At 47.9% G+C, this 19658-nt stretch carries 19 protein-coding genes and 1 riboswitch; of the genes, 14 read left to right on the plus strand and 5 right to left on the minus strand.

Features of this window, described 5'->3' with window-relative positions:
* Nucleotides 1-47 precede the first annotated feature (47 nt).
* From H615_RS0109420 to H615_RS0109440, 5 genes are all read left to right on the plus strand, one after another.
* A complete protein-coding gene (locus H615_RS0109420; protein ID WP_027954912.1) occupies nucleotides 48-1238 on the plus strand; it encodes a CdaR family transcriptional regulator in 1191 nt (396 codons plus the stop codon).
* Between the two features lie 142 nt (nucleotides 1239-1380).
* Nucleotides 1381-3087, plus strand: a complete 1707-nt coding sequence (locus H615_RS0109425) for an alpha-amylase family glycosyl hydrolase (RefSeq protein WP_027954913.1) — start codon at nucleotides 1381-1383, stop codon at nucleotides 3085-3087.
* Nucleotides 3084-4241 carry a glycerate kinase gene (locus H615_RS21165; RefSeq protein WP_051254652.1) on the plus strand — a complete coding sequence of 386 codons (1158 nt, stop codon included), beginning with the start codon at nucleotides 3084-3086 and terminating at the stop codon, nucleotides 4239-4241. The genes H615_RS0109425 and H615_RS21165 overlap by 4 nt, the downstream gene beginning before the upstream one ends.
* Complete coding sequence (locus tag H615_RS0109435) at nucleotides 4238-5863, plus strand: sodium:solute symporter family protein (protein ID WP_027954914.1); 1626 nt, start codon at nucleotides 4238-4240, stop codon at nucleotides 5861-5863. Before H615_RS21165 ends, H615_RS0109435 begins: the two co-directional genes overlap by 4 nt.
* 12 nt (nucleotides 5864-5875) lie before the next feature.
* The gene (locus H615_RS0109440; RefSeq protein ID WP_027954915.1) at nucleotides 5876-6415 is read left to right on the plus strand and encodes a hypothetical protein; all 540 of its coding nucleotides are present in this window, start codon (nucleotides 5876-5878) and stop codon (nucleotides 6413-6415) included.
* Nucleotides 6416-6454: 39 nt separating this feature from the next.
* On the opposite strand, the gene H615_RS0109445 is transcribed toward H615_RS0109440, so the two are convergent.
* A complete protein-coding gene (locus H615_RS0109445; protein ID WP_027954916.1) occupies nucleotides 6455-7321 on the minus strand; it encodes a 5'-methylthioadenosine/S-adenosylhomocysteine nucleosidase in 867 nt (288 codons plus the stop codon).
* A gap of 132 nt (nucleotides 7322-7453) precedes the next feature.
* A riboswitch (purine riboswitch) is annotated at nucleotides 7454-7557 on the minus strand.
* Between the two features lie 241 nt (nucleotides 7558-7798).
* Between H615_RS0109445 and H615_RS0109450 the strand changes: the two genes are divergently transcribed.
* The 9 genes from H615_RS0109450 to H615_RS22325 all read left to right on the plus strand — a co-directional run bounded on the left by H615_RS0109450 (nucleotide 7799) and on the right by H615_RS22325 (nucleotide 16317).
* Entirely contained in the window at nucleotides 7799-8407 is a 609-nt protein-coding gene (locus H615_RS0109450; RefSeq protein ID WP_027954917.1) for a pyroglutamyl-peptidase I, read from the plus strand.
* Nucleotides 8408-8520: 113 nt separating this feature from the next.
* Nucleotides 8521-9132, plus strand: coding sequence for a hypothetical protein (locus H615_RS0109455; RefSeq protein ID WP_027954918.1), 612 nt, complete (start codon nucleotides 8521-8523; stop codon nucleotides 9130-9132).
* Nucleotides 9133-9265: 133 nt separating this feature from the next.
* Nucleotides 9266-10102 (plus strand): MurR/RpiR family transcriptional regulator, encoded by an 837-nt coding sequence (locus H615_RS0109460; protein ID WP_027954919.1) that lies wholly within the window; start codon nucleotides 9266-9268, stop codon nucleotides 10100-10102.
* Nucleotides 10103-10128: 26 nt separating this feature from the next.
* On the plus strand, nucleotides 10129-11505 hold the full coding sequence (locus H615_RS0109465) for a YjiH family protein (RefSeq protein WP_027954920.1): 1377 nt from the start codon (nucleotides 10129-10131) through the stop codon (nucleotides 11503-11505).
* 13 nt (nucleotides 11506-11518) lie between these two features.
* Nucleotides 11519-12643, plus strand: coding sequence for an amidohydrolase (locus H615_RS0109470; RefSeq protein WP_027954921.1), 1125 nt, complete (start codon nucleotides 11519-11521; stop codon nucleotides 12641-12643).
* Complete coding sequence (gene menC, locus H615_RS0109475) at nucleotides 12640-13776, plus strand: o-succinylbenzoate synthase (RefSeq protein WP_027954922.1); 1137 nt, start codon at nucleotides 12640-12642, stop codon at nucleotides 13774-13776. The genes H615_RS0109470 and menC overlap by 4 nt, the downstream gene beginning before the upstream one ends.
* 15 nt (nucleotides 13777-13791) lie before the next feature.
* The gene (locus H615_RS21170; RefSeq protein WP_035531793.1) at nucleotides 13792-14487 is read left to right on the plus strand and encodes an N-acetyltransferase; all 696 of its coding nucleotides are present in this window, start codon (nucleotides 13792-13794) and stop codon (nucleotides 14485-14487) included.
* A 120-nt stretch (nucleotides 14488-14607) separates the two neighbouring features.
* A complete protein-coding gene (locus H615_RS0109485) occupies nucleotides 14608-15969 on the plus strand; it encodes a hypothetical protein (protein ID WP_027954923.1) in 1362 nt (453 codons plus the stop codon).
* A 192-nt stretch (nucleotides 15970-16161) separates the two neighbouring features.
* A complete protein-coding gene (locus tag H615_RS22325) occupies nucleotides 16162-16317 on the plus strand; it encodes a hypothetical protein (protein WP_156896472.1) in 156 nt (51 codons plus the stop codon).
* A gap of 56 nt (nucleotides 16318-16373) precedes the next feature.
* On the opposite strand, the gene H615_RS0109495 is transcribed toward H615_RS22325, so the two are convergent.
* The 4 genes from H615_RS0109495 to H615_RS0109510 form a co-directional block, all read right to left on the minus strand.
* Nucleotides 16374-16745 (minus strand): hypothetical protein, encoded by a 372-nt coding sequence (locus H615_RS0109495; RefSeq protein ID WP_027954924.1) that lies wholly within the window; start codon nucleotides 16743-16745, stop codon nucleotides 16374-16376.
* Nucleotides 16720-17274, minus strand: coding sequence for an acyl-CoA thioesterase (locus tag H615_RS0109500; protein WP_027954925.1), 555 nt, complete (start codon nucleotides 17272-17274; stop codon nucleotides 16720-16722). The genes H615_RS0109495 and H615_RS0109500 overlap by 26 nt, the downstream gene beginning before the upstream one ends.
* Nucleotides 17275-17486: 212 nt before the next feature.
* Nucleotides 17487-18377, minus strand: a complete 891-nt coding sequence (cidR, locus tag H615_RS0109505; protein WP_027954926.1) for a cidABC operon transcriptional activator CidR — start codon at nucleotides 18375-18377, stop codon at nucleotides 17487-17489.
* A gap of 149 nt (nucleotides 18378-18526) precedes the next feature.
* A complete protein-coding gene (locus H615_RS0109510) occupies nucleotides 18527-19525 on the minus strand; it encodes a hypothetical protein (protein WP_027954927.1) in 999 nt (332 codons plus the stop codon).
* Between the last annotated feature and the right edge of the window lie 133 nt (nucleotides 19526-19658).

Raw genomic sequence — 19658 nt, forward strand, 5'->3', positions numbered from 1 at the left:
CTGTGCTAGGATGGATAACAATAAGAACGACGGAGAGGGGTATGGGTATGCTGATTCCAAGAGAGGTAGCTCAATCAATTGTTCAGGAAACCGAACCAATTATGAATAAAAATATCAACTTCATGGATGAAAAGGCGAAAATCATCGCCAGTCTGGATAAAATGCGGATCGGTGATTTTCATGAGGGTGCAGCTAAAGTGCTGGAAACCGGCCAGACGTTAATCATTTCGTCGCAAGAAACGTATGAAGGAGCGAAAGCTGGGATCAACCTTCCTGTCCGTCTGCATGAACAGATCGTCGGTGTGATCGGAATCACGGGTGAACCGGAGGAGCTTAGCCAGCAGGGCGCGCTGCTTCAAAAAATGACGGAAATCCTCATTAAAGAAGCGTATCTAGATGAACAGGTCGAGCTGGAGACGCAGGCCAGAGAGACGTTTGTGAACGAATGGATCCGTAATCAGTATCAGGATGAAAAGCTGTTTGCGACAAGAGGGTGGATGTTCGGCATCAACATTTATAAACCCCGTGTGGCTGTGCTGCTGGAGCTCAGCGGCTTTCAGGATTATTGGTATGACAAGCTGGGATCACCACTCGGAGATGTCAATGATGAAGTGCAGATGCAGCGGTACCGGAGAAATGTGGAAAAGCTGATCCTCCGCCACTTCCCCGACTACAATGAACATGTCCTGATTCCAGAGGGCAGTTCCCGCTATATGATCCTGCTGTCTGTGAACGAACATAAAGATCCGCTCTATCAAAAAGAAAGAGTCAACGCACGGGTGCGGGAAATCCAGGAGGCACTCCGAAAGACGTATGAGCAGGAAAGTTCTGCTGGTGTCGGCAGCGTGTGCCGGCATCCCGGTACTATGTGGAAATCGGTGGACGAAGCCGACCGTGCGCTCCGCTATGCTTCTGATCACCATCAACCGCTTTATTTTTATGAAGATTTAGGTGTGGAGTCACTCATGTATGATGTACCGGAATCGGTTCGGCGTGATTTCATTGCAAGAAAGCTTCAGCCGGAGGATCTTGGGTCCATTCCGGATTGGGAGAACACCCTGGAGACTTTTTATCAACAAAAGGGTTCGATTAAAGCGACCTCGGAGGTGCTTCATATTCATAAGAACACCCTTCAATACCGGTTGAAAAAGATTAAGGACGTAACCGGATATGATCCCCGCGATATCAATGATTCGACATTACTGCAGATGGCTCTTGCCTTCCATAAAATCACCTGAAAGAGAAGCGGATTGAGCTTCTCTTTTGTTCTTTATACCAAAATAAAGCTGTGAAAACGTTTGTATTATTGGTCTTCGTAACATGGAAAGCATCCCGCATTTCACTTATGATAGCGTTAACATCATTTTTGGAGGGGACAAAATGACTCAAACGGCTGTCGATCAAATTAAACAGAACCTTTATGACGTATATGGAAATGAAAAAGGCGAGCGCCTTTACCAAAAAACGCTTGATATTATAGACACCTGCAGGCAGAAGGCCCAGGCGAAGGACTGGGTGGATGAGCGCGATGTGATGCTGATTACGTACGGAGACTCCATCAAGCAGGAGGGAGAAAATCCGCTCACAACGCTGAAACAGTTTTTGCAGGAGTATGTCGGGCAGACCATCAATTCGGTTCACATTCTTCCATTTTACCCGTTCACATCGGATGACGGTTTTTCTGTCCAGGATTATCTGGAGGTCAACCCGGAGCTTGGTGACTGGGATAACGTGCACGAATTGTCCGAGGATTACGACTTAATGTTTGATGCGGTCATCAACCACATTTCAAGAAAAAGTAATTGGTTCCAAAATTACCTAAAAGAGGAAGAAGAATACCAGGATTACTTTGTGGAATCCGATCCTTCGCTTGATTATAGTTCCGTTGTCCGTCCGCGGGCTCTTCCACTCTTAACAAAAGTGGAGCACGCCGAAGGGACAAAATATGTCTGGACCACGTTCAGTGATGATCAGATCGATTTGAATTACGAGAGTGAGGCGTTATTCGCAGAAGTGCTTAAGATTCTTGCCGCATACGTCCAACACGGAGCGCGTTATCTGCGACTGGATGCCATCGGCTTTTTGTGGAAGCGGCTTGGCACAACGAGCATCCACCTTGAGGAAACGCACAAAATTGTTCAAGTGATGCGCCACGTCCTGGAGGAAATCTCCCCGGGTACCATCGTGATTACGGAAACCAACGTGCCGCACAAAGACAACATCAGCTACTTCGGGAGCGGACATAATGAAGCGCACATGGTTTATCAATTCCCACTGCCTCCATTAACACTGCACTCGTTTGTTTCCGGAAACGCCCGCCATCTTTCCGAGTGGGCTGACGCTTTGGAAGACACGAGCGACCATACATCATTCTTCAATTTCCTGGCTTCCCACGACGGTGTCGGCCTCCGTCCTGTGGAAGGGATTTTAAATGAAGGGGAAGTACAGAGCCTTGCTGATCGTGCGAAGGAACAGGGAGGATTCGTTTCCTACAAAGATAATGGAGACGGTACAAAGAGTCCATATGAACTGAATATCAACTATTTAAGTGCGTTGACGAAACCGGAAGAGACGCCTCAGGATGCGGTCGACCGTTTCCTTGCTGCACAGACGATCCTTCTTTCTGTCAAAGGTGTTCCCGGCATTTACGTTCACAGTCTGCTCGGGTCACTGAATGACTTGGCAGGAGTCGAAGTGACAGGGAGGAACCGTTCCATTAATCGTGAGAAGCTGGCGGCGGACAAGCTTAAGAAAGACCTCGATACGGAAGGAACTTTACGAAACCGGGTGTTCACGACGTTTATGGACAGAATCGAACTTCGTAAACAGCAGAAGGCCTTCCACCCGAACGCCACGCAGGATGTGCTGTTCCTTGATGACCGGTTGTTTACAATCGTCCGTGGTGGTGAACTTGTTTCGGTTGTGAACGTATCTGAAGAAGCTGTGGAAGTGGATCCGGAAGAGTTTCAGGCTCCATTGCAGTCAGAAGTGTTTGTTGATGCTTTAAGCGGAGTGTCCTATACGACGGAAGAAAAAATAACGGTCCAGCCTTATGGAGCGCTGTGGCTGAAGGCGGGAGAACAATGAAAATCATTGTAGCGCCCGATTCTTTTAAAGGATCGATGAGCAGTGCAGAAGCGTGCGAAGCGGTGAAGCACGGACTTAAAGCAAGCGATTCTAGTGTGGAGGTTCAGTCCATTCCGATGGCGGATGGTGGTGAAGGGACCGTTGAAGCTTTGATGAAGATGTTTGATGGGGAACTGATTGAAGAGACGGTTCATGATCCATTAGGAAGAACAATGACTGCCGCTTATGGTTGGATTCCGGAGGAGCGGATGGCTGTAATTGAAACAGCGGCCGCTTCCGGTCTCCCCCTTCTGAACGAAGAAGAAAAAAACCCTCTTCAAGCGTCCACCTTCGGAACCGGAGAACTGGCGAAAGCAGCGATTGAAAAAGGAGCGGAAACGATCATCCTCGGCCTTGGCGGCAGTGCCACTGTTGATGCCGGGAGTGGTTTTTTTCAGGCTCTTGGCGTTCAGTTTTTGGATGACGATGGACAAGAACTGCAGATGAACGGAAAGTCACTCGAGAAAGTTGAAAACGTCAAAACAGACGCCTTCAAGCAGAGGGTGACAGGTGTGGAATGGCGGATTGCTTCGGATGTTTCCAACCCACTGCTTGGAAAAGAAGGAGCGGTGACGATTTTCGGACCGCAGAAAGGCGCGGATGAGTCGTGCCTGGCCGAGCTCGAGGAGGGCATGACAAGTTATGCCGCTGTGATTGAACAGCATACCGGGAGGACCGTCCGTGACAAGGATGGAAGCGGAGCGGCCGGAGGCTTTGGTTTTTCTTTATTCAGTCTGCTGGATGATTACCATGTGGAGAGCGGTTTTGAAATGATTGCAGAACTCGGAAAGCTGGAAGAGCAGATTGCCGGTGCGGATCTCGTCATTACTGGTGAAGGGAAAGTCGATGCCCAGTCGCTGTACGGCAAAGGGCCGATTGGTCTTTCGAGACTGGCGAAAAAGCATCATGTACCGTGTGTCGCTTTTGCCGGCATGATGGAAGGAGACTTGTCCGAAGCGGAGAATGAAGGACTTCTGGCCGTGCTTCCGATTGTCGACAAACCGATGACACTAAAGGAAGCTGTCAGACAGGGACCTGAACTGTTGAAGCAGGCAGCCCGCCGGTTTATGGATGTCTATATGTTAGATCAACGAAATGGGGAGAGGACAAAATGAGCAGTTTTACAGTCATTGATTATATCATTTTTGTCGTATATGTACTTGGAACCGCTTTTATCGGAGCGGCCTTCGGAAAAAACCAGAAATCGACTAAGGATTATTTTCTTGGCGGAAGAAGCATCCCTTGGTGGGCGATCGGTCTGTCGGTCATGGCGACACAGGCCAGTGCCATCACGTTTATTGGGGCCCCGGGGTGGGGCTATGACGGAGGGCTGACGCGGATCATCACGTTCATCAACGTGCCGCTTGCCATGGCCTTCCTCATTGCGACGATCGTTCCGTTTTTCTATAAAACCGAAGTCTATACGGCCTATGAATACCTGGAACGCCGGTTTGATGTGAAAACGCGTACATTAACGGCCGGGCTGTTCCTTATTGCCCGCGGACTTGCTACAGGGGTCGTCCTGTATGCCCCGGCGCTTGTATTGTCGGTCATTACTGGTGTAGACGTCAACATCATGATCATCCTCATGGCCGTGATCGCCGTTTCCTACACGGTTCTTGGCGGTATCAGCGCCGTCATCTGGACGGACGTCATTCAGATGGTCGTTCTCTGGATCGGTGCCGGCCTCAGTGTATTCATCATCTTCCAGGATGTTCCCGGCGGATGGGGAGAAGTGATGTCGACAGCGTCCCAGACCGGTATGCTTGAGTCGATTGATTTCTCTACAGATCTGAGTGTAGAGTACAGCATCTGGGCGGGTGTGATCGGTGGTTTCTTCCTCCATGCCGCTTATTTTGGAACGGACCAGAGCCAGATCCAGCGTGTATTGACGAGTAAATCGATTCGTGAAAGTAAGCTGTCTCTTGTGCTGAGTGGTGTCTTGTTGATTCCACAGATGCTGTTGTTCCTGCTTATTGGTGTATTGCTCTACATTTTCTATCAATATGCCGGGGATCCGAACATCAACAACTTGAACGAACTGTTTCCGCGTTTTGTTGTGAATGAGCTTCCGGTCGGTATTTCCGGATTGATCATTGCCGGAGTATTTGCCGCAGCGATGTCCAGCCTGGACTCTGCGCTGAACTCCTTGTCTGCCGTATCGGTCCGTGACTTTTACAGTAAATTTATGAAGAAAAACCAATCCGAAGAGCACTATTTGAAAGCCTCCCGTTATGCGACGGTATTCTGGGGGATTTATGCAACGATCTTCGCTTTCTTTGCCGGCAACCTCGGACCGGTGATTGAAGCGGTCAACCAGATTGGTTCCTACTTCTATGGTGCCCTGCTTGGTGTGTTTATCCTTGCGATCTTTACGAAGCGTGTCAACGGAACGGGCGCCTTTGCCGGCGTTATTGCCGGAATGCTTGCTGTATGGGCAGTGACCGTTTTTGCAGAAATTTCCTGGTTGTACAACAACCTTGTCGGTGCTGTCGTTGCTGTTGCGGCCGGTTACGCCGTCAGCCTGTTATCGAAAGCGCCTCCAAAGGAAAAGCTGGAAGGTCTGACGATCGACCGGACGAAGAAAGACGTCCAGGAAACCCTGCAGGATCGTGCGGAAGCTGCGGCCTCTGTGGAGGAAGTGGAAGAAGAGAAGAAAACGAAAAGATGGCCGATCTACCTTGTCCTTTATTTCTTCGTCGTCTTTGCGTTCCTGATGTATCTGCAGAATTTATAAGGAGGAAAATCCATGACTCACTATCTTCAACCTGTCATTGAAAAAGAGGAAGCCGTCCAAAAAATGTCCGGGCAGATTCATACAGGCTTATGGAAGAAGCTCAGGAAAACGAAGCAGCTGACATCCATGGAGCAGGTGTACATTCCCTTTTTCTGCTTTGATTATAAGGCGGTCACTCACTCGCTTCCTGACGGTCTGGAGGGCCGGATGGCAATCGAGCCGTTAAGCCGCATGAGTGCGATCTTACCCGTGGATCTTCCTTTGGAAGAAAGCAGCCGGAGCTTTTGGCCGGTGCAGGGAGAAGTGTCGAAGCAGGAAGCCCGTGAAGTGCTGTACTGGGAAATGTTCTCGAAGGAAAAGCGGCGCGAGAAAATCCAGGTGGAGATTGTGAGCCGTTCTATCGTCTACGTGCCGTACTGGCTCGGTTATATCAAAGACGGAAAAGGCTATGATGTGCTGGCTCTGGATGGATTGAATGGGAAAGTGGATGTTCCGATTAAAGATACGGTTTTGAGTTATGTATGTGCAGAAGATGAAGTGAATATGGGATAAAGGAAAGGCAGCTCATTGAAGAGCTGCCTTTTGCTTTCCTTATTTGTTTTGGATATATTCTTTGACCACTTCATAGACGTAGTCCTGGTTGGATGCGGCGGTTTCTGGATTGTATTCGCCGCCGTTGGTTTTATTGTTGGAAAGAATGCGGATGCCGAGGTACGGGGTATCGTACGCTTTGGCGATCTGTGCACCGGCGGCTCCTTCCATCTCTTCTACGCTTGAACCGAAGTTCTCGTGAAACCACTGAATACGGTCGACTTCATTGTTCCATACGTCCGCGGATCCGATAGTACCTTCCACGACTTTCCCTTCCTTGTGCGTTTCCTTGACCGCTTTGGCTGCTTCCAAAAGGCCTTTGTCTCCTTCAAAGTAGCGGATGTTTTCGGCATCCGGATCTTCGCCGGCACTTCCTTCAGATGCCATCAAGTCCATCGGAATCCATTCTGTCGGCGCGATACCTTCTCCTTCTTCACGGCTTCCTGTCTTCAAGGAACCGAGGTTGACCGTTCGTTCTCCAAGTACGATATCAAAAACATTCAATTCCGGATCGTGTCCGCCGGATGTGCCTTGATTGATGATGGCTGCTGGGGTGAACTTTTCAATAGCCAGGGCTGTGGCAGCGGCTGTGTTTTCCATACCTTTTCCTGTTTTCATGACGATGACAGGGTAGTCATTCACCGTTCCTTTATAAAAAACAAATGTACCGGATTGTTCCTCTTCTACGTTTTCCAGGCGTTCGGCAAAGTTCTCTGCCTCAATCGGCATCGGGCCCTGAATAAGGATGGGCTGTTGTGTTTCTTCTTCAGCACTTGCTTCCGCAGGTGCTGATTCGTTGTTGCTGCACCCAGCTAACAAAAAGATAGAGAATAGTACAAAGGTGAGTGTTCGTGCGAGATAAGACATACGTAGACGCTCCTTAGATGTTGTTATCCACGATAACGCCGCCTCTACAAAAAATGCCTGAAAGCAGAAAATGGGTTCTACCTTCAGACATCAACGTTTACATACGCAGCTGGACTGTGCCAATGGGGACACAGGTGTACACATGTAACTCGTAGTCCGGTTCTTAAAATGGGAACCAGGTAGAAACGCTCAGACCGTATTACTGAAAATATACGAGTGCGATATGAAATTGGATACGAGTTTACTATAACAGAGTGGATGTTGCTTCACAACCATAAAAACGAATGTTATATCAGTTTATCTTTCAATTGTTCGTTTATAAAGGTTTCTTTCGTGTTTTTTATCTGTTTTTGATATTTTAACTGGTTTTTAATGAATGTGAACGTTTCTGTTGAGCGAGTGAAGGGAAAGGATAAACATGGTTTAATTTACCAATTTTACACCTTGAAAAGCATTCGTATGAAAGGAGATGAACATGTGCCGACACTTTTGCTGACTGGTTTTGAACCATTCCTCAGCTTCCCGATCAATCCGACGAAACAGATTGTCCACCATCTTCACGGCAGGCAGATTGGTGGTTACCACATTGAAGGGCGTATTCTGCCGGTCGATTATGATACGTCCGGGGCAGAGATCCTATCTCATATCGAAGAGACCCAGCCGGATGTGGTCCTCTCGCTTGGACTTGCAGCTGGACGGCAGAGCATTACACCGGAAAGGATAGCCATCAACTGGAACGAAAGCAGTGAAAAGGATAACCGTGGAAACAAACCGGACGGAGAACCGATTCATGAGGAAGGGGCTGATGGCTTGTTTACGACACTTCCAATCCGACAATTTGTGGAAGGTCTTCATGAGAACGGGTATCCGGCTCAAATCTCGAACACAGCAGGCACTTATGTCTGTAACCATGTGATGTATCAGACGCTCTATCATTTTAAAAAGAGGAAAGAGCACGTCCCTTCAGGATTTATTCACCTTCCTGCTTCTCATGAACTCGCCGTCCAGCACGGAAAACTTCCCAGCTGGCCGCAGCAGGATTTAACGGCAGCGATCGAATGTGTCATTGAATCCATAGACTCTTAGTTGAAGGGAGGGCCTGCTTCTTAAAGAGCAGGTCCTTTTTTATCTGGGTTGGTTTATGTATGATCGATACAGGAGATAGACCACTATTGTTACATTCAGGAGGGAATGATAGGATGCGCCGTTCTTTGTTGTTTATTGGATGGATCCTTTTTATTTTATATGCGGTTTTCCTTGCACCGGATGGGAATCAGGGGTATCTGGCTCAGCTGATCGAAATGGATGACCCTGATCCGATGCTCCTTATGGTGTTCAGCTTTTTAGGGATGTACCCGATGGCTTTTGCGGCTTTTCTGCTTGGGGAGGATGACGCCCGCGTGCCTGCATGGCCGTTTGTGATCGGTTCGTTCATGCTCGGAGCCTTTGCCTTGATGCCTTATTTTTTCTTAGCCAAAAATGGCTTGGTTCGGAGGACAAGGACTCCAGGGTGGATCGTGAAAATGCTGAGGTCAAGGGCATTCCTTTTTGTGGTAAGTCTTGGCACAGCTGCCCTGTTTGTTTATGGAATAACAGAAGGCAGCGCCGGGGATTACGAAATTGCTTTTCAAGTGTCGCAGTTTGTTCACGTGATGACGGTTGATTTCTTCGTCTTGACCGCATTGTCTGTTTACGCCATCTACTGGCGGGAGCGGAAGTATGGAAGGGAGAATCAGAGACATTGGATGGGGTGTGTGCCAATTATAGGGATGGCTGCTTACCTGATGAGAGTCCAATCCTATGGAAAATAATAGCTGTTCCTCTATTTTGAGGGACAGCTATTATTATTGAATTTTCTAATAATTATTGATGTGAAGGAAAAAGTACGGTAGATTAATAGAAACGAAGGAAAAACTTCACACATTCTGAGAAAGGAGGAGGAAGATGGAGGAACCGATCCTTCAGACCATTAAAACGTATTATCCCTCTTTGTCTCAGGGGCAGAAAAAAGTGGCCTCCTATTTGATTGAGCATAAAGAGGAGGGAGCCATCATAACGGCTTCACAGCTGGGTCGGAATGTCGGCGTCAGCGAAACGACGGTCATCCGTCTGGCCAATGTGCTTGGGTTCCGCGGGTATTCCCATATGCAGGAGGCCATCCGCTCCAACTGGCTTCAGTCCTCTCAGTCTTCTACAATGTCAGGACAGGTGAAGGAAGAAGACCGGTTTTATCAAGTGGCGGAACAGGAAAAGAAAGTGTTTGCTCATATGATGGATCAGCTGAATCCGGAGGAAATCCGGGAAGCAGCGGAGGTCATGATGAAAGCGGACCGGGTGTTCATCGGGGGCTTCGGGGGGTCTTATGCGGCTGGGTATTGGTTTTACTACGCGCTGAGACAGCTGAGAGACCGCGTGTCCCTTTTCAGCGCTGAGGGACTGCTCCCGGAGGAAATGGTAGATATCGATGAGCTGTCCGCGGTCGTCATTTTTTCTTTCCCGAGGTATCGGAAAGAAGGAAAAGAGCTGTCTGACGCTGCCAGGAAAGCCGGCGCATCCATCGTCGCCTTCGCAGATAAGCCTTTGTCACCGGTTGGCCGGGAAGCGGATGTGACTATTACGACAGAAGAGCGGATGGAGACGGATTATCATTCCATTGCGGGCGCCGTCAGCGTTTCCGAAATGGTTATTCAGACGGCAGCGGACAAGTACTCGGAACAGGTAAAAGCAAGGCAGCAGAAAATTGAACTGATGTATGCAGAGCGGGGGATGTTTTTAGAGTAGGGATCTATTAAAAAGGAGTGGGGATTATGCAGGGAGAGTTTCAGACGACGAATGTTACAGAGAAAACTTATACGAAGAAGGATTACTGGAAATTTATACTGCCGTCATTATTTGGTCTTTTGTTTTTTATCGTTCCTATTAATACAGAATCAGGCATGACTGTTCCGGTAGCCTATTTTGCCAACAGTATCAACGGTGCTCTTGGTGCGTATATACCAGCCTTTACAGTAGCGGTTATAACGCTGTCTGTACTTGGTTCCATCCTGGCCAGGGGAATGAAGCCTGGCTGGATCATGAATTCTGCGTATTTGAAAAATCTCTTTTATGTAAGTAACAACTGGCTCGTCACCCGGACAGCCGGGATGGTCTTTGGGTGGATGGTGCTGGTTGCTTTCGGTCCTGATTTTCTCGTATCGGATGTGACCGGCGGCCTTCTCCTCAATGATCTGCTGCCTGTATTGTTCACAACGTTTCTTTTGGCAGGATTCCTTCTGCCTCTGCTTCTCAACTTTGGCCTGCTTGAATTCGTCGGAGCTCTATTGATGAAAGTGATGCGCCCGTCTTTTACACTTCCTGGACGTTCCTCGCTGGACTGTCTGGCTTCATGGGTGGGAGATGGAACGATCGGAGTGCTGTTGACTTCTAAGCAGTACGAAGAAGGCTATTACACGAAGCGGGAGTCCGCCGTTGTAGCGACTACGTTTTCGATTGTTTCCATCACGTTTACGATTGTCGTCATCACTTATTTGAACATGGAGGCGTACTTCCTGCCTTATTACGCAACGATTATCATTGCCGGTCTGGCCGCTGCGATTATTATGCCGCGGATTCCACCGCTTTCAAGAAAATCGGATGATACGTACGAAGGCGCCGAACGAAGAACAGAGGAGATGATTCCGTCCGGCGTATCTGTTGTCAAATGGGGGAAAGGCCAAGCCCTTGAAAAAGCACGGCACAGTGGCGGGGCGAAGGCAACGGTGAAAGAAGGCCTGCAGAACGTGCTGGATATGTGGATTGGTGTGATGCCGGTCGTCATGGCTATCGGTACGGTGGCTGTTGTGATTGCCGAATTCACCTCTTTCTTCACGATCATCGGAAAGCCTTTTGAATGGCTGCTTGTCGTGATGCAGGTGCCGGAAGCATCGGCCGCTGGTCAGACGATGGTCGTCGGGTTTGCGGATATGTTCCTCCCGGCTGTTATTGGAAGCGGCATCGAAAGTGAAATGACCCGCTTCATCATCGCTTCTGTTTCTGTCACCCAGCTTGTCTACATGTCGGAAATGGGTGGACTTCTGCTTGGGTCGAAGCTGCCGGTAAGCTTCAAAGATCTTGTTTTCATCTTTCTATTGCGTACCATCATTACACTGCCGATTGTTGTCGGTATAGCCCATCTCATTTTCTAAGGGGGAATGCATCGTGGATCAGCACCAGGATGACCTTATACAAACGTATGAAGCGCTCCACGCGCTTGCGGAACCGAGTGGAAAAGAAGAAAAAACCTCCCATTATTTACAGAGCCGGTTGAAGGATGCCGGCTATAAAGTGAATACCTTTGCCCGCCACTATGGATTTTACGTGGACTATCCGGGAGAGACAGAAGAAGTGATCGCCTTGAGGGCGGATATGGATGCGCTCGTTCAGGAGGTAGACGGGGAAGTGCGCCCGAACCACTCGTGCGGTCATGACGGCCATAGTACGATGGTGCTCCATTCCGCATTAAAGCTTATGGAATCCGGTGAAAAGCCATATCATACGGTCCGGTTTATCTTCCAGCCCGCAGAAGAAACGGCCGCCGGGGCGTTGCAGATGATGGAAAGCGGGGCCCTTGCGAATGTGAAATTTTTAGGTGGTATCCATCTGCGTCCGGAACAGGAAGTTCCTGACGGCAAGGCCGCACCCGTAATTCTGCACGGGGCAATTATTACATTGAAGCTGACAATTAAAGGAGTACCCGCTCATGCTGCCCGTCCTGAACTCGCCAAAAACCCGATTGAAGCTGCGGGCCGCTTGATGGCGTCGTTAAAAGCTGTACATGTGGATACCGGTTATTCTTTGAAGCCGACAGAACTGCATGCCGGTGAAGCTGCGAACCTCATTCCGGAAACGGCGAGAATGACGTTTGATATCCGCTCCGTTTCCAACGACGGGCTGCAGCGGCTTATCGACCAGACGAAGGAGATCATCCAACAGGTCGAGCAGGAAACAGGAACAGCAATCGGGAGCGAATGGGTGGAATTCTCGCCTGCAGCTGTCCAAAACGATCAAGCTGTAGGGCTGGCTGAAAAAGCGGTCGTGAAAGCCTGCTCCAAGGATGCCCTGGCACCGCCGTGTGTTTCACCGGGAGCGGAGGACTTTCATTTTTATACCTTCCATAACAGTGGACTGTCTGCGACGATGATCGGACTTGGGTGCGGGCTTACTCCAGGGCTGCATCATCCAGCGATGAACTTCAACAAAAAGGCTTTGATTACCGGCCGGGATATTTTATATGAAATGCTGCGTCAGGCCGATCAAGTAGACTGGAAGGAGGGGACTCCGTGAATATCGAAAAAGTGATTCTCCGTCAGATTAAGATGGACCTTCTGCATCCATTTACGACCAGTGTCGGGACTGAATATGATAAGGACGTCATCCTTGTGGAAGTCCAGTCTGCCAACGGTCATTCCGGCTGGGCCGAATCCGTATCCATCAATGAGCCGATTTATAATGAAGAAACGATTGATACCAACTGGCCGATGCTTCGGAAGTTTCTTCTGCCCGAACTGCTGAAAGCACCGATTGGTCACCCGAGAGAAGTTTCGGAGCGCTTTCAGTCCATACGGGGCCAATTCAACGCAAAAGCTGCTGTGGAGCAGGCGGTCTGGGACTTGTACGCCAAGGAACAGGGACGTCCACTGGCCGAAGTGCTTGGTGGAACGAAGTCCTCCATTGATGTGGGCGTCAGTATCGGCATTACGGAAAGTGAAGACGCCCTTCTGGAAAAAATAGCCGGCTATGTGAAGGAAGGGTATAAGCGGATCAAAGTGAAAATCAAGCCCGGCTGGGATGTGGAGCTGCTTCGTGCCGTCCGGCGCCGGTTTCCTGATCTTGAAATGATGGCGGACGCCAACTGCGCCTACACGCTCGATGACATTCCCCGTCTGAAGCAGCTGGATGACCTGAACCTGATGATGATTGAACAGCCGCTGGCTCATGACGATATCATTGATCATGCAGAACTGCAGAAGCATTTGAATACACCGATCTGTCTCGATGAGAGCCTGCATTCCTATGATGATGTTCGGAAAGCGATTGAGCTTGGCAGCTGCAGGATCGTCAATTTGAAGATCGGCCGTGTTGGAGGCCTGCAGGAAACGCTGAAGATTCATAAGCTCTGTCAGGACCACCATATTCCGATGTGGTGCGGCGGCATGCTGGAAACCGGCATCGGCCGGGCGCATAACATTGCCGTCACAGCCCTGCCTCAGTTCCTTTATCCAGGAGATACAGCTCCTTCCAGTCATTATTGGGAGCGTGACATCATCCATCCGGAAGTGCGGATGGACCGCGGTGAAATGAAAGTTCCAGACCAGCCGGGAATTGGCTTTGAGCCCGATATTGACTATATTGAACAATTAACGAGCAATAAAGAAACGTTTACACCAAAGGAAATGGCTGTGCGGCAGCACGATTAGAAAGTAGGGAATAGAATGATTGCCCAAGGGATATTACAGCATCAACCAACAGGTCAGGAAAGGAAGTACAGTGTCCAGGTTCTTTCTTTGGATGCCCTGGAAGAACTGCAGACGATGCAGAAGGAAGTGGATCAGCATGTAGAGGATTCATCGACGCTGCAGCCGCTGAGCGAAGAAGAATTCACGACCATTTTAACAGGCGGAGGGCTGCTGATCGGGGTTTACGTGCGAGAGACCCTAGCTGCCTTCCGAGCATTATGGTATCCAGGACACCACATAGAGAATCTCGGCCGCGATGTCGGTCTTCCGGAAGCCGAGTGGGAGAAGGTCGTCCATCAGGAGATTTCATGCGTGCTTCCTGAATACAGAGGAAACCGCCTGCAGAAAAGCATGGGTGTCTGGATTATGGATGCTTTCCACGCAGCTAACCACGGCAGGACTCATCTCTTTTGTACGGTTCACCCTGAAAATCCCGGAAGTTTAAAGGATAAGTTTTCTCAAGGAATGGTCATTGCTGCGATCAAGGAAAAATACGCCGGCATGCTGCGCTATATTTTCTATCGTCCGGTTTCCAGTCCTGTGCTGTGGGATGAGTCTACAATCGTAACCGTTCAGCAGAAGGATTACGATGAACAAAAATCCTTGATTGAGAATGGGTATGTAGGCGTACAGTGGCAGCCTTCCACGCTTCTCTTTGCAAAAAAACAATAATTATAGAAAGGTGATAACGTTTCAGGCGTTGTCACCTTTTTGAGCTTTAGGATTGAAAAAAGTTCCATTCCTCTATAGGATGAGATCATTGGATACGCTACCATAGTGAGGAGAATAATTGTGCGCCATTGGTCGAACTATTTATATCTATTCTACTCGTTTGTATTTTTACTGAATGTCCTTCATACGTTCTGGGCGGATGAAACGCTGTACATAATCATTGGTGTTCTGGGAATGGTGATGACGGCTGTCAGCTTCCCCAGGTCGGACCGCGTCTTTAAGATTTTAGGGACTGTACTGCTGACAGCCGGCGGCTTTTTCTACTTTTCCAGCGATGCGGTCCTGTCTGATATCCCCCAATTTTTTGCCGGGAATATCAGTCTGCTGCTGCTTATTTCCATGCTGCCGTGGATGAACAGTGTTGTGAAGGCGGGCAGATATAATAAGCTGCTTCAGTCATTGATTGGAGGGGGGAATCAGAGCTTAAGCGGATTGTATGCGCGCAGTGAAGTCACGATGGTTTCTCTTGCGGCTTTCTTGAACCTTTCTTCTGCTGCGGTCTCTCAGGATCTTCTTAAGGAAAAATTGAAGCAGATGAACTTGAAAATGAAGAATAACTTCATTCTGATGGTTACGCTGCGGGGCTATTCGCTCGCTCTTTTATGGAGCCCGCTGGAGATTTTACTGGCCACATCCATCTTTATTACCGGGGCCGACTACCTTCAAGTGCTGCCGTGGATGCTTGCGATTTCCGTGATTGGTATTGCTCTTGACTCGTTTACTGCCAAATTCATGTACCGGGGTGAATCGATTCCAGAAGACCGTACAGGAGCAGCACCATTGAATAAACGCAAGTTCATTCAGTTTATTGCCGCCCTGATTTTATTTCTGTGCTTCGTTGTTTTCCTGGGGAATGTTGTCCAGCTTGATTTTCTATTCTCTGTGACGATCGCTATTTTTCCGTTTGCCTTTGTATGGTCACTGCTGATCAAGCGCAGGCGCAGTTTTATGAATATTGGGTGGCCGACATGGAAGTGGAAAACGAACCGGCTTGATAATTTCATCGTCCTCCTTTTGACATTGTCGTTCTTGACTAAAACCTTGAATGCATCGCCATACCTCCAATACTTACAGGACCCTCTAATTGCTATGGAAGGGCAGCCGATCTTCATTATGCTGTTTATCCAGGCCGCGTTTTTAGTGATGACCCTTCTTGGTGTCCATCCCATTGCTACGATGGGAATCTTTGGAGGAGTCAGCGCGCTATTGACCAGTGCCTTTCCACCGGTAACCTTGACGATTCTGCTTTCGGCCTGTGCGATAGCCACCGTCCCTTCGGCACCCTATGGATTGATTGTGACCTTGACGTCTGTGGCATTGAAGGTGAACCCTTACCAGATTGTTCTTCGGAACCTTCCTTACAGTATCGGACTTGGTTTTGTGGGCATCGGTGTCGCTTTATTTTCAATGTGGATCTATTAATCTTGCGAGAACCTCCAAAAAATTGGAGGTTTTTTACATGGTTCATTTCTTCAGGAATAGGGTATTTCTCTTTTGTCGAAAGATTTTAGTTGCAAAATTCGTCATTATTTAACATAATTTTTACAAAGTAACGTTTCTAGTAGTTGTTTGAGTCGACTGGTGAACAAGTACAAAGAAAGAGGGGACATTTACATGAGAGAAGATATGATCCGTGTTTTAGATCAGAGAGATATCCTTGTGAAGGAAAATGAAAAACTGCAGCAGCAGCTGGAAGAAGAGCGTCAGAAAGTTGCCATGCTTCAGGAAAAGCTGCAGCAGGAGCAGCTGCTTTCTAAAAGTGGTGCTTAATCATAAGTGTTGTAAAAAGATTCCCGGGGTTGTCCTGAAACCCCGGGAATCTTTTATTATTTCATGATTGTTGAGCCGCGCAGCAGTTCGGGTTTAGCACCAAGAATGAGAAGAAAAAGCTTGGCGTCCCCGACTTCCCTGTGCTTATTGAGAAATTCCTGTACGACCTGGAAGTCCTCGTGGTCCTTCAGACGATTCACTTCCCGCTGATAGACAGATAGAATCGACCCTTTAATAAATTCAGGATAGCAGGCTTCAAGGTCTTCCTCCATCAGCAGGGCGCCCATATATCCGTATTTGATCTGGAGCTGACGTGTGAAACTGACCACATGGTTTAAAATGGCGTAAACGTCCGGATAGCGGGTGCGGATCTCCCGGATATCTTCTTTTGCCTCATAGAGCTCACCCAAGCTTGCTAATTTGATCATGTTCATCCACTCCTTTTTCCCACGGTTTCTCCAACCCGATGATTCTTGTTAATTCAGCACTATGGTCGCGGCGGAACCGCCGGCGCTTGGCTCTTTCCTCTCCCGATTGATAGAGGAACTTCTCTTCTTCGGTTTCAGGGATGACCTTAGGTACCTTCACCGCCTGTTTATGTTCATCAAGAGCTACAAACGTCAGGAAAGCTGTAGCAGCCATCCGCCGCTCACCGGTAATCATATCTTCTGCAATGACTTTACAGAAAATCTCCATTGATTTATTTCCTGTATAAGAAACAAAGGATTCCACACAAACCGAATCCGTCTGATGGATGGGGTGAAGGAAATCGATGGAATCTGTTGACGCTGTTACACACTCTTTTACCCGGGCGTGCCTTCGTGCAGAAAGGGTGGCGTTGTTATCCAGCTTTTTCATCAGCACCCCGCCGAACAGTGTATTGTAATTATTCAAATCGTTAATCATCACTTGGTCTGTATTGATCACAAGACTTTCTTTTGCTCGTTTACCTGTCATTATTTCTGACTTCCTTTCTGTAAATAAAATCATTTCGAAGCGCTTATTCGTAAAGACATGTCCCTACAAAAAGGAGAACACCATCAGTGTAAGCCTGAATAATCAGAAAGTGAAATAGCAATCCGGCATTCATACGATAGATAATATCTATGGAAATGCTTACAATTAGTCTGAAGTGGAATAAAAAAATCAGCTTTGGCGTTCAAAGCTGATTAATCTTCCATTCTGCTCATGCGGTTTTGGGTGTAGGTGAGCCACTCCTTGGCAGCAAAGGAAATGTATTGATCTTTCGGCCAGATGATAGCCAGTTCCCACGCGATGGAAGGCTCCGTCACTTTGATTTTACGTACATTGTCACTCAACAGTTGAGAAACGCTCTTAGGCAGCAGGGAGATCCCGAAATTGGAAGCGACCATTTTACCAATAAAGTCCCATTGAGAGCTCTCCGATACGATTTTCGGCAGAAAGCCGGCTTCCTGACAGGCGTTTGAAATCCGGTCATTCAACACAAAATCCTTGTTGAAAAGGATAAAGGATTCCTCTTTTAGATCAGCTAACTCAATTTCCTCGAGGCCCGCTAGCGGATGGTCCGGGTGCAGCACAACCTCCAATTCTTCGTTTAACAGGAAAAAGTAATGGAAACGTTCTTCATCCGTCGGCAGGACAGTAATCCCGACATCCAGTTCCTCCTGGAGAATCTGCTCCTCAATCTTTTTAGCACCACTCTCAACGAGCTGAAAGGTAATGTGTGGATACTGTTTATGAAAACTTCCGAGTGTCTGGATGAACTCCTCTGCATCCATGATGGGTGGCAGGCCGATACGCAGGTGGCCTTTCTGGAGGCCGAGCAGATCATCCAGTTGAGTCGTCAGGTTCTGGAAAGCTTTATCAATCGTTTTCGCCTGAGTGAGGATGAGTCGTCCGGCGTCTGTCAGGACGACTTTTTTTCTCCGCCGCTCAAAAAGCTCAACACCGAGGGCGTTTTCGAGGTTTTTAATCATTTTGCTGATGGTTGGCTGGGAGATATAGAGGTGTTCGGCCGCTTTTGTGAAACTCTGGAAGTGTGCGACTTCAATGAAATACTGCAGGTGACGGATGTCCATGAATGAAATCTCCTTTAGAAGTTTGGACTTATTCTTTCATCATATAGGAATTTTCAATCTCTCACAAAGAGTGATCAGATTAAACCTTCACAAGGGTATACAAACAGAAAAGAGACCACAGCTTGAACTGTGGTCCCCTTTTTATTTATTTAAGCTCCCGCTTTTGTGGTTTGCTGCCATTGTCCGTGTTCATCCTGCCATTTGATAACCATTGTGCCGCCGTTTCCAGACATAAAGAACGTTTGGGAAGGATTGGCGATAATTTCGCTTGAAACGCTGCCATTTGCCATTCTGTATTCGACATATACTTTGAATTCGTTGTTGTTAGTGATTCTCCAGACACGGTCTCCTTCTTTAATGTCCAAGTCTGGGTGAGCATCTTTAAATTCCTCGGATTGTCCGTCCTGGATATACGTAAGATTCAATTTTTGCACGACTAATTCAGCGTCGTACACATCTGGTTCATTCTCTACACCAATGCCGTCAAGCTCGTCAGCGGTTAATGGTTCAGCGTCTGCAGTCTCCTCATTAACTTGATCTGAAACTTCACCGAGCTCGGCGACTTTATCATTGGCTGCAACAACTTCGCCTTCCAAGCGCTCAATTTCAGCACTTTGTGCGCCGCTTGTTTCTTCAAGTTGATCGTATTCAGTTTGAAGTTTATCATAATCATCTTGAAGTTCATTAAGCTCATTTGTTTTATCTGCCAGAGCTTGCTCTACATTAGCTAAAGTAACTTTTGTAGATTCAAGTTCTTGCTCTTTAGCTGCTAAGGCTGCTTTTGTCTCTTCGAGGTCTGCTCCGAGCTGTTCCTTATCTGATTTTAACTGGGTAACCTCGCCATTCAGTTTATCAATCTGTTTTTGAAGGAAGCTTCTTTCTGCTTCAAGGTCCTTAACTTGAGACTTCGCATCAACTATTTTCGCGTTAGCGTCTGTCAATTTGGCAGAGGCATCCTTTTTGATTAAACCGATTTTATCCAAAAGGCTTCCTTCATTGGCTTCATATTGTACAATCTTATTTTTGAAGTCCTCGAGCTGCTGCTTTACCGTATCCACTGTATCTCCACCTGTAAATACTACGCCACCTGTAATCGCGGCAGCTCCTATCACACCTGCAACAACTGCTTTAGCTGGTAATAATGCCATCATTCATTCCTCCATTAATTGTTTTGTTAGAATTAAGAGATTCTACTAAAGGACTGATTATTAAGTACCAATTCAAACAGACTACATGAATCAGGGCTTCTTATGTATGTCCCCATCATGACCTATAATCTGT

Source organism: Halobacillus kuroshimensis DSM 18393, from assembly GCF_000425705.1.
In the GTDB taxonomy this organism is placed as follows: domain Bacteria; phylum Bacillota; class Bacilli; order Bacillales; family Halobacillaceae; genus Halobacillus; species Halobacillus kuroshimensis.

Coding starts and splice junctions, on each gene's coding strand:
- H615_RS0109420 (WP_027954912.1), top strand. CDS start 48: ATGCTGATTCCAAGAGAGGTAGCTCAATCAATTGTTCAGGAAACCGAA.
- H615_RS0109425 (WP_027954913.1), top strand. CDS start 1,381: ATGACTCAAACGGCTGTCGATCAAATTAAACAGAACCTTTATGACGTA.
- H615_RS21165 (WP_051254652.1), top strand. CDS start 3,084: ATGAAAATCATTGTAGCGCCCGATTCTTTTAAAGGATCGATGAGCAGT.
- H615_RS0109435 (WP_027954914.1), top strand. CDS start 4,238: ATGAGCAGTTTTACAGTCATTGATTATATCATTTTTGTCGTATATGTA.
- H615_RS0109440 (WP_027954915.1), top strand. CDS start 5,876: ATGACTCACTATCTTCAACCTGTCATTGAAAAAGAGGAAGCCGTCCAA.
- H615_RS0109445 (WP_027954916.1), bottom strand. CDS start 7,321: ATGTCTTATCTCGCACGAACACTCACCTTTGTACTATTCTCTATCTTT.
- H615_RS0109455 (WP_027954918.1), top strand. CDS start 8,521: ATGCGCCGTTCTTTGTTGTTTATTGGATGGATCCTTTTTATTTTATAT.
- H615_RS0109460 (WP_027954919.1), top strand. CDS start 9,266: ATGGAGGAACCGATCCTTCAGACCATTAAAACGTATTATCCCTCTTTG.
- H615_RS0109465 (WP_027954920.1), top strand. CDS start 10,129: ATGCAGGGAGAGTTTCAGACGACGAATGTTACAGAGAAAACTTATACG.
- H615_RS21170 (WP_035531793.1), top strand. CDS start 13,792: ATGATTGCCCAAGGGATATTACAGCATCAACCAACAGGTCAGGAAAGG.
- H615_RS22325 (WP_156896472.1), top strand. CDS start 16,162: ATGAGAGAAGATATGATCCGTGTTTTAGATCAGAGAGATATCCTTGTG.
- H615_RS0109495 (WP_027954924.1), bottom strand. CDS start 16,745: ATGATCAAATTAGCAAGCTTGGGTGAGCTCTATGAGGCAAAAGAAGAT.
- H615_RS0109500 (WP_027954925.1), bottom strand. CDS start 17,274: ATGACAGGTAAACGAGCAAAAGAAAGTCTTGTGATCAATACAGACCAA.
- cidR (WP_027954926.1), bottom strand. CDS start 18,377: ATGGACATCCGTCACCTGCAGTATTTCATTGAAGTCGCACACTTCCAG.
- H615_RS0109510 (WP_027954927.1), bottom strand. CDS start 19,525: ATGGCATTATTACCAGCTAAAGCAGTTGTTGCAGGTGTGATAGGAGCT.